This is a genomic window from Flavobacterium erigeronis, from assembly GCF_054075165.1.
Genome location: NZ_JBSKGP010000003.1, coordinates 522684 through 530985, shown reverse-complemented (window position 1 = coordinate 530985; position 8302 = coordinate 522684). Strand labels below are relative to the sequence as shown.

6 protein-coding genes and 1 riboswitch are annotated in these 8302 nt (G+C 34.9%); of the genes, 5 read left to right on the top strand and 1 reads right to left on the bottom strand.

The features are described 5' to 3' along the window. Nucleotides 1-162: 162 nt before the first annotated feature. Nucleotides 163-756 (bottom strand): hypothetical protein, encoded by a 594-nt coding sequence (locus ACWA1F_RS08855; RefSeq protein WP_456893390.1) that lies wholly within the window; start codon nucleotides 754-756, stop codon nucleotides 163-165. 416 nt (nucleotides 757-1172) lie between these two features. On the opposite strand from ACWA1F_RS08855, the gene ACWA1F_RS08850 reads away from it, so the two are divergent. The 5 genes from ACWA1F_RS08850 to ACWA1F_RS08830 all read left to right on the top strand — a co-directional run bounded on the left by ACWA1F_RS08850 (nucleotide 1173) and on the right by ACWA1F_RS08830 (nucleotide 8245). Next, entirely contained in the window at nucleotides 1173-2081 is a 909-nt protein-coding gene (locus tag ACWA1F_RS08850; protein ID WP_456893388.1) for a DUF4440 domain-containing protein, read from the top strand. Between the two features lie 69 nt (nucleotides 2082-2150). Beyond that, a complete protein-coding gene (locus ACWA1F_RS08845; RefSeq protein ID WP_456893386.1) occupies nucleotides 2151-3485 on the top strand; it encodes an alginate export family protein in 1335 nt (444 codons plus the stop codon). Nucleotides 3486-3527: 42 nt separating this feature from the next. Beyond that, nucleotides 3528-3730: riboswitch (cobalamin riboswitch) on the top strand. 115 nt (nucleotides 3731-3845) lie between these two features. Continuing rightward, nucleotides 3846-5894 carry a TonB-dependent receptor gene (locus ACWA1F_RS08840; RefSeq protein ID WP_456893384.1) on the top strand — a complete coding sequence of 683 codons (2049 nt, stop codon included), beginning with the start codon at nucleotides 3846-3848 and terminating at the stop codon, nucleotides 5892-5894. Beyond that, the gene (locus tag ACWA1F_RS08835; protein ID WP_456893382.1) at nucleotides 5891-7036 is read left to right on the top strand and encodes a DUF5074 domain-containing protein; all 1146 of its coding nucleotides are present in this window, start codon (nucleotides 5891-5893) and stop codon (nucleotides 7034-7036) included. The genes ACWA1F_RS08840 and ACWA1F_RS08835 overlap by 4 nt, the downstream gene beginning before the upstream one ends. A gap of 12 nt (nucleotides 7037-7048) precedes the next feature. Beyond that, on the top strand, nucleotides 7049-8245 hold the full coding sequence (locus ACWA1F_RS08830) for a cell surface protein (protein ID WP_456893380.1): 1197 nt from the start codon (nucleotides 7049-7051) through the stop codon (nucleotides 8243-8245). The last annotated feature ends 57 nt before the right edge of the window (nucleotides 8246-8302 follow it).

Here is an 8302-nt window from a genome sequence, read left to right as displayed (position 1 = left end):
AAAATCTAAAATCTAAAATCTAAAATCTAAAATCTAAAATCTAAAATCTAAAATCTATGTACAAAACTACGTAGTTAACTACATATATGCAACAAAAAAACTGCCGATACCAGCAGTTTTAAGTGTTTTTTATGATTTCAAACGATTTCTTCGATAAGAAATTTATTCTTTTACTAATACAATAACAGCTTTGTATCCCGTACCAACATTCCATTCGCTTGACGAAATAACTTGGCCTTTGTCGTCATACACTTTGAATTCGGCAGTATTTGGAGAAGCAAAACCTTCGTTCAAAGCTTCAATATCAATTTTATTGATTCCTTTTACTAAGTTGATTTTTACGCTTTTAAAGTCGCCGTTTAATAAAACTTCAGGTTCAATTACTTTATCGTTTAAATATACTTTTACTTTATCGCCGTCTACAAAAGCAGCATCGCGATACATAACTGTAGAAGTCGTGGCTGTGGTATTGATATTTCCTAAAAACTGATTTCTTCTATAGAAAATGCCTTCAACATTGGCTTCTGGCTTATAGAGATTCGTGTCTTTAAATAATTCGTCTGGATTAACCTGAAGCGGTGCTGGTTTTTCTATAGGCGCAGGCGGATTTTCCTTTGGAGCTTCTTCTTTTGGCGGAATAGTTTCTTTTACTGCTGGCTCTTTGGTGGGAATTTTTTTGAATTTATTATCCAATTCCTGAGCAAAACTGTGCAGAGAAAAAGAAGTAAAGGCAAGTATCAAAAATATTTTTTTCATGTTTTCTTTTAAATTAATCTTGAGGGTATTGTTATAAAGATTAGATGCATCATAATCTTTTATATATAAACATTTTATAAAACTAATTATTGTCTTATAAGGTGTTATTTTTTTCTAAAAATTAGCCAGTTGGGTGTAAGTACGGATGTTGAAACAACAGATAAAGAAGTTTCAAATTTCTTGTAAAGTAAAGAATCCGAAGGATTCAAATATTTATAGCATATAATTCCCGCCGCCGCATGCGACCCCGAAGGAGTCGTACTCAAGATGTGGCATAAAATCTATAAATATCTGAATCCTTCGGATTCTCTTGATGAAAATAACTTTGAAATAAATCTGTTTTTTTATAAATAAATATTTTTAAAATACTGAAAATCAATATTGTATATTTGTATTTGAACCAAAACAAATAAAATATGACCAAATTGATTTTAGCCTTTCTGTTTTTGGCAATTGGCGTTTTTGGGCAAGAAAATAAAACAGATTTAGGCATTAGAAAACAGATTGAAGAATATAACACTTCTTTTGCTACCGCTTTTACACAAGAAAATAAAAACGCCTTACTAAAAGCCTATACAGAGCAATCCATTTTGATGCCCGAGCACAGCAGACAGCGAACGGGTAAAAAGGAAATCGAAGCATTTTACGAACAATGGCTCTCTCAAGCCGAAATTGCTTCGTACGAAAAAACGATTCTGGAAGTACAGGATTTCGGGAATTACGTTCTTGAAATTGGAAATTTTACCCAAAATCTGATCGTAAAAACTTTGGAACCCTTTTCTTATTCTGGAAAATATGCTGTTTTATGGAAAAAGTCGTCGAAAAATAAACCGCTTACTATTGCCGCAGAAATTTGGGGTTCAACAAGTTATTTCGACGATAAAAACATTCCTGAAATAGACGATGCTGCAATTTCGCCAACTAAAGAATATATTTCTTCGGATAAATTAACTTTAGAATTAAAAAAAAGAAATAATACGATTAAAAAACTGGTTCAAAATAGGCAAGGAGCAGAGCATGCAAAATTGTTTACGCCAGATGCAATGTATCTAACCTATTATACTCCAATTCTTTCGGGCCAGAAAGAAATCACCGCTTATTTTACCGAACATGAAAAACCAGGAACATTGCGTATCGAACAAATTTCGATTCAAACTTCAGGAATTATCAATGCCAATAAAGCCATTATCGAATTTGGTTTTTACAGCGTCGATTGGCGCGATGGAGACAGCCACGGAAATGTAAAAGGAAAGAGTATAAATGTTTGGAAAAGAGATAAAACAGGTAAATTAATGCTCTTTCGTCAAATCGTAAATCATGATTGATAATTATAATAAGGATATCACAAACTAAGATATTAATGTGAGGGAAGATATGTCTACTAAATACTATATTTGTATAGTAATTCTATAGGATTTGTATATATGGTGTTAAAAGGCATATTGAAAGCGGTTTTCTTTTTGTTTGTAATTATTATAGCTGATAATGCAAATGCACAGGAAAATGGCAGTTTATCACAGCAGTTTCAAATGAATATAGAAATACGTCCGAGAGCAGAATACACTTCCAATTATATACTTCAGCCAAACGATTCGATTGATCCTTATTTTTATATTACGCAGCGAAACAGAATTTCTATGTTATATGCTCGTGAAAAATGGCTTATAAAATCTGATGTACAAGAAATTCATTTGTGGGACGAAGCAAATTCTAGTTCTAAAGTCGGAAGCGTTAATTTTTGCCAGTTGTTTTTAGAAACAAAATTCAAGTCATTCAACTTTCGTTTAGGAAGACAAAGCGTTTTATTAGACAATGGCAGATTATTTTCGGATGCGCCCTGGGCCCAGCAGGGAAGGGCGCACGAAGGAATTCGAATTATGAAATATGGTAAACATTTTGCCAACGATTTATTTTTTCTTTTTACCAGAAAATACAATACCAGTTTTGAATCTGCTTATTCGCCTGTAGCGTCCAATAAATATAAGTATTTGCTGGTGTATAATTTCAGTTATAATGTGAATCCAAATTTTGCTTTTAATTCCATAAATACCGTTGATTTTTTAGAAAAATCAAATTCAGAAACACTTTATACTCGCGCAACAACTGGAGGAAGAATTGAATTTAGAAAGAGACAATGGTACTATACTTTAAATAGTTATTTTCAATTTGGTCAAAATCAAAAAGGACAGCATTTGTTTGCCTATTATTTCCAACCAGAAATAAAATGGTCTTTGCAAAAATCTACTTTGCGTTTAGGAGCAGAAATCATTAGCGGAAGCAGCTCCAACTTAAATGCACAACACTCAGATGACTTTGATGTTTTGTATGGAGTTACTTGGAAATTTAATGGAAACATGAATGTTTTTACCCGTTTTCCTGCTGATGTTGGCGGTAAAGGTCTTGTAAATCCGTACTTATTTTATTCGTTTCAGATAAATTCAAAATTATCACTTCGTTCCGATTTTCATCTTTTTTATACGCAATATCCTTTAAAAAACAATTTAAATCAGGAAATGTCAAGATTTTTAGGATTTGAAAATGATATTTCAATGAAATATGCTCCTATTAAAGAACTGGAAATTAATGCAGCATTTTCATTTTACAAAGCAACAGATTCCATGATAAATCTTCCAAAAATACAAGATGTAAACCAATTATCATATTGGAGCTATTTGATGGTTTCTTACTCCTTTAATGCGGTCAATTTTAGAAGAAACAAAAAAATATAGCCTTTAAAATCTTTCCAATTTACATTTATAAAAGATAATTATATCTTTGCGCCAGATTTTGGTCTGCTTTTTCAATTCATAAAAAGCAGTTAAAAGGGAATCAGGTGTAAATCCTGAACAGACCCGCTACTGTAAGTTCTATATAAGTCCTTAAACATTACTAATGCCATTGTTCGCCGCGGTGAATGAGAAGGCCGTTTAAAGATGGAATAAGTCAGGAGACCTGCCACGATCACATAGTTTAAAACTTTCGTGGTATGAAGTTGATGACAAGATAATGACCTGCTATTTAGGATAGTAGGCCTGTTTCTATGTTTTTGTAATTATTGCATCACGTAAAGTTTATTTAATAAAATCGTGATGTATAATTTGAAGAAAACTTTACTTTTTATTTTTTTACTAATTGTTCCTTTTTTGCTTCATTCTCAAGCGGTGACGGATAGTTCGCGGGTTTTAAAAGAAGTTATTTTAAAGGGAAAACCGTATCAGGAAGTCATTCCGGTACAAAGTCTTTCGGGCGTTCTGCTCGAAAACCTGTCGGCTCATAATGTTGCCGATGCACTTCGCTATTTTGCGGGAACTCAAATTAAAGATTATGGAGGAGTTGGCGGACTCAAAACGGTTGACGTCCGTAATATGGGAACGCATCATGTCGGCGTTTTTTATGACGGAATTCAGCTAGGAAATGCGCAAAACGGCGTAACCGATCTAGGAAAATATTCGCTTGACGACATGGAATCTCTCACGATGTACAATGGTCAGAAAAGCGAAATTTTTCAGTCTGCCAAAGATTTCGCGTCAGCTTCAACGATTTATTTACTCACCAAACGACCTTCTTTTTCCAATAATAAGAAAACCAATCTGCTGGTTCGCTACAAAACCATGTCGATTGATTATCATGATCCTTCTTTTAGATGGGAACAAAAACTGAGTGACAAAGTCAGTATGAGTGTCAGTTCAGAATACATCAAATCAAACGGGCAGTATAAATTTCGATACAAAAGAAAAAATCAAGACGGCAGCGTTGCTTACGATACCACAGCAACACGATGGAACAGCGATATTGAAGCTTTTAGATTTGAATCGGGTGTTTTTGGCAAAATAAATAAAGGCGTTTGGGATGCCAAAGTATATTATTATGATTCAGAAAGAGGCGCTCCAGGCGCTATTGTCGAAAATAAGTTTCGTGATGGTTTTCGCCAATTCGACAAGAATTTCTTTTCTCAGGCTTCTTTAATAAAAGACGTTTCAGAAAAGTACAAATTACAGCTAAAAGGAAAATTTGCTTACGATTATACCCATTACATTGCTAGAGATACGACCAATGTTTTAGGAGAAACGGTAACTGAAGGCGCGCAATCTGACGATAGTTATTATCAGCAGGAAGCCTATTTTTCGGCAGTGAATATGTATAGCATTTTACCCACTTGGGATGTTTCGCTTTCAACCGATTTTCAATACAATAAATTAAACGCGACGAGAAGAGGAATCCAAACGCAATTTTCTTTTCCTCAGCGTTATACGGCATTGGTTTCTCTTGCGACTTCTTACCGATATGAAGGTTTTAAAGTTTTAGGAAATGTACTCACAACCCGCGTTATCGAAGAGGTCAAGTACAATGCTAAAGCTCCGAATAAAACCGAGTTTACTCCCGCGTTATTTCTAGGTTATACGCCTTTCAAAAAATACGATTTCAATTTAAGAGCATTCGCTAAACGAATTTTTAGAATGCCAACTTTCAATGATTTGTATTACACCATGGTCGGTTCAAGCACTTTGAGGCCAGAATATATGAATCAGTACGATGTTGGTTTTGCTTATAATTTCTTAGTGAAAGAAAGTTTTTTAGACAGATTATCTATTCAGGCAGACGCTTATTATACCAATACAAAAGATAAAATTGTGGCAGCGCCAACGGGAAATTTATTTCGCTGGATGATGACGAATATTGGTCAGGTAAAAGGAAAAGGAATTGAAACGGTTTTGAATATGGCTACTCATATTGATAAAGTAAACCTAACCGCAAATCTGACGTATACGTATTCTCAAAGTCAGGATTTTACAAAGTTTGTTGGTTTAGAAATGTCGTCTTACGGCGATCAGATTCCGTACACGCCTTGGCACAGCGGATCTGGAATTCTAAATGCGGGTTACGAATCTTGGAACTTCAATTACAGTTTTATTTATGTTGGAAAACGCTATAATGGAAATGTCAATAATATTAAAGTGAATGAAGTTCAGCCTTGGTACACGCACGATTTGGCGGTTCAGAAATCTTTCGCATTCAAAAATCACAAATTGAACGGAGCGATTGAAGTCAACAATGCTTTTAATCAGCAGTACGAAGTGATTTACAATTATCCGATGCCGGGAAGAACATTCAAATTTATAATCAGTTTTGAGTTATGAAAAGGACGATTTTAAAAATAGTATTTGGTTTAAGCATAGCCATTTCTTTGGTTTCCTGCCGCGAAGACGAAACGATATTTCTTTCTTCGGATGTTAGTGTTGCGGCGCCAAGAAGCGAGGGTAAGATTGAAGGATTTTACTTGCTCAACGAAGGAAATATGGGAATGAACCGTGCAAGTCTGGACGTTTTTAATTACAGAACAGGAAATTATAAGACAGATGTGTATTCAGAAAGAAATCCTGCTGTTGTAAAGGAATTGGGAGATGTTGGAAATGATATTAAAATCTACGGAAACAAAGTATACGCTGTCATTAATTGCTCAAACAAAGTAGAAGTTTTAGAAAAATGGACGGCAAAACGCATTAAGAAAATCGATATTCCGAACTGCCGTTATGTGGCTTTTTATAAAGACAAAGCGTATGTGAGTTCGTATTCAGGACCTGTTGCTATCAATCCGAATGCTGAAATCGGTTTTGTTGCCGAAATTGACACGACTTCTTTAGAAATAAAAAGAAAAGTGACCGTTGGCTATCAGCCAGAGCAAATGGTCGTTCACAACGGAAAATTGTATGTTGCCAATTCTGGCGGTTATCGAGTTCCGAATTACGACAGAACGGTTTCGGTAATTGATTTGGAAACGTTTACAGAAATTAAAAAAATAGATGTTGGTATTAATCTGTACAGCATGCAGATTGACAGCCGAGGCGATATTTATGTGAGTTCACGAGGCGATTACTACAACACGCCATCGAACCTTTTTGTGATTGATACGAAGACAGATGAAAAGAAAATGCAGCTCGATATTCCGGTTTCTGGAACTTGTCTTGTTGATGATTTACTGTATTACTATAGCGTTTCTTGGAGTTATCTGTCGGGCTCGAATAAAGTGAGTTACGGAATTTTGGACACGAAAACCAAAAAAGTAATTACAAACCAGATTATTACCGACGGAACAGACAAAAAAATCATGATTCCGTACGGACTTCAAGTGAATCCAGAAAGCAAAGAAATCTACATTACTGACGCTCAAAACTATGTTGTAACCGGTTATATCTACTGTTTTACGCCCGACGGAAAATTAAAATGGAAAACGACCGCTGGGAATATTCCAGCTCATATTGCTTTTATCACTAAAAAATAAACATTAAAAACAATGAATAAAAACCTTTTAAAAATTGTTTTGTCTCTAATTCTATTTTTAGGATTGGCAGCCTGCAGTAAAGATAACGATGAAGGAGATTTGCTTCCCGCAGAAGTACTGAAAGAATCGTATACAATTGATCGATTTAAAGTGCTGAATATTGCGACGATTCTTCCAAGCACTGCAAAACTGACTTGGAGTATTAAAGATTCGATTATTTCAGATAATGTAGAATTGGATTTTATTAGTCCGTACCAGAAAAATTATCCATTGACTTTAAAAGTAGAAATTAATGGAGAAACTAAAGTGTACAATTCGTCCATTAATGTTGTAAAAGAAACAGGAACGTACAGTAAATATATTTCTAATGTATTTGATTTTCGTCCTGCTGTCGGGCAGTTCACCAACGGAATTCCACAATATACAGAAGGAAATACTGAAGCCAATATGATTTCTGCGGCTAAAAAAGCAATTGCTGGTTCTAATACGACTATGATTTCATTAGGAGGTTTTGGCGGTTATGTAGTTTTTGGTTTTGACCATACGATTCCGAATATGGAAGGTCGTGATTTTAAGATTTTAGGAAATGCTTTTTGGGGAAATGAAGCCAACGAAGCGCGTTCAGGATCTTGCGAAGCAGGAATTATTATGGTCGCGTACGACAAAAACAAAAACGGAAAACCAGACGAAGACGAATGGTACGAAATCGCAGGCAGTGAATATTTTAAAAACACGACTATAAAAAACTACGAAATCACTTATTTCAAGCCTGATGCGAGCAAATCGCCAGTGGCTGGAACTGAATTTTGGCAGGTTGATAACGAATACATCAAATGGCAGGATAATGCTGGAAAATCAGGTTTTAAAGTCCAAAATGTATTTCACGACCAGAATTATTATCCACTTTGGATTGCCAATGCTTCTTATACTTTAAAAGGAACTAGAATAGCTGATAATTTCTACGACCAAAGTGGAGAAGGTTCGTATTGGGTTGGCAAATCGTTTGAATTTGGTTACGCCGATAATGCTCCAAATAATGACGAAGCTTCGAATATTGATATTGCTTGGGCGGTAGATAAAAACGGAAAATATGTCAAACTTCCAGGAATTGATTTTGTAAAAGTCTACACCGCAATCAATCAGGAAGCGGGCTGGTTGGGCGAAGTTTCTACGGAGGTTTCTGGAGCTTATGATTTGCATCTTAATTAATTTTTTAAAACACATAGAAACATAGATTTTGAAACTTAATAAAAAGCGTTTCACTTT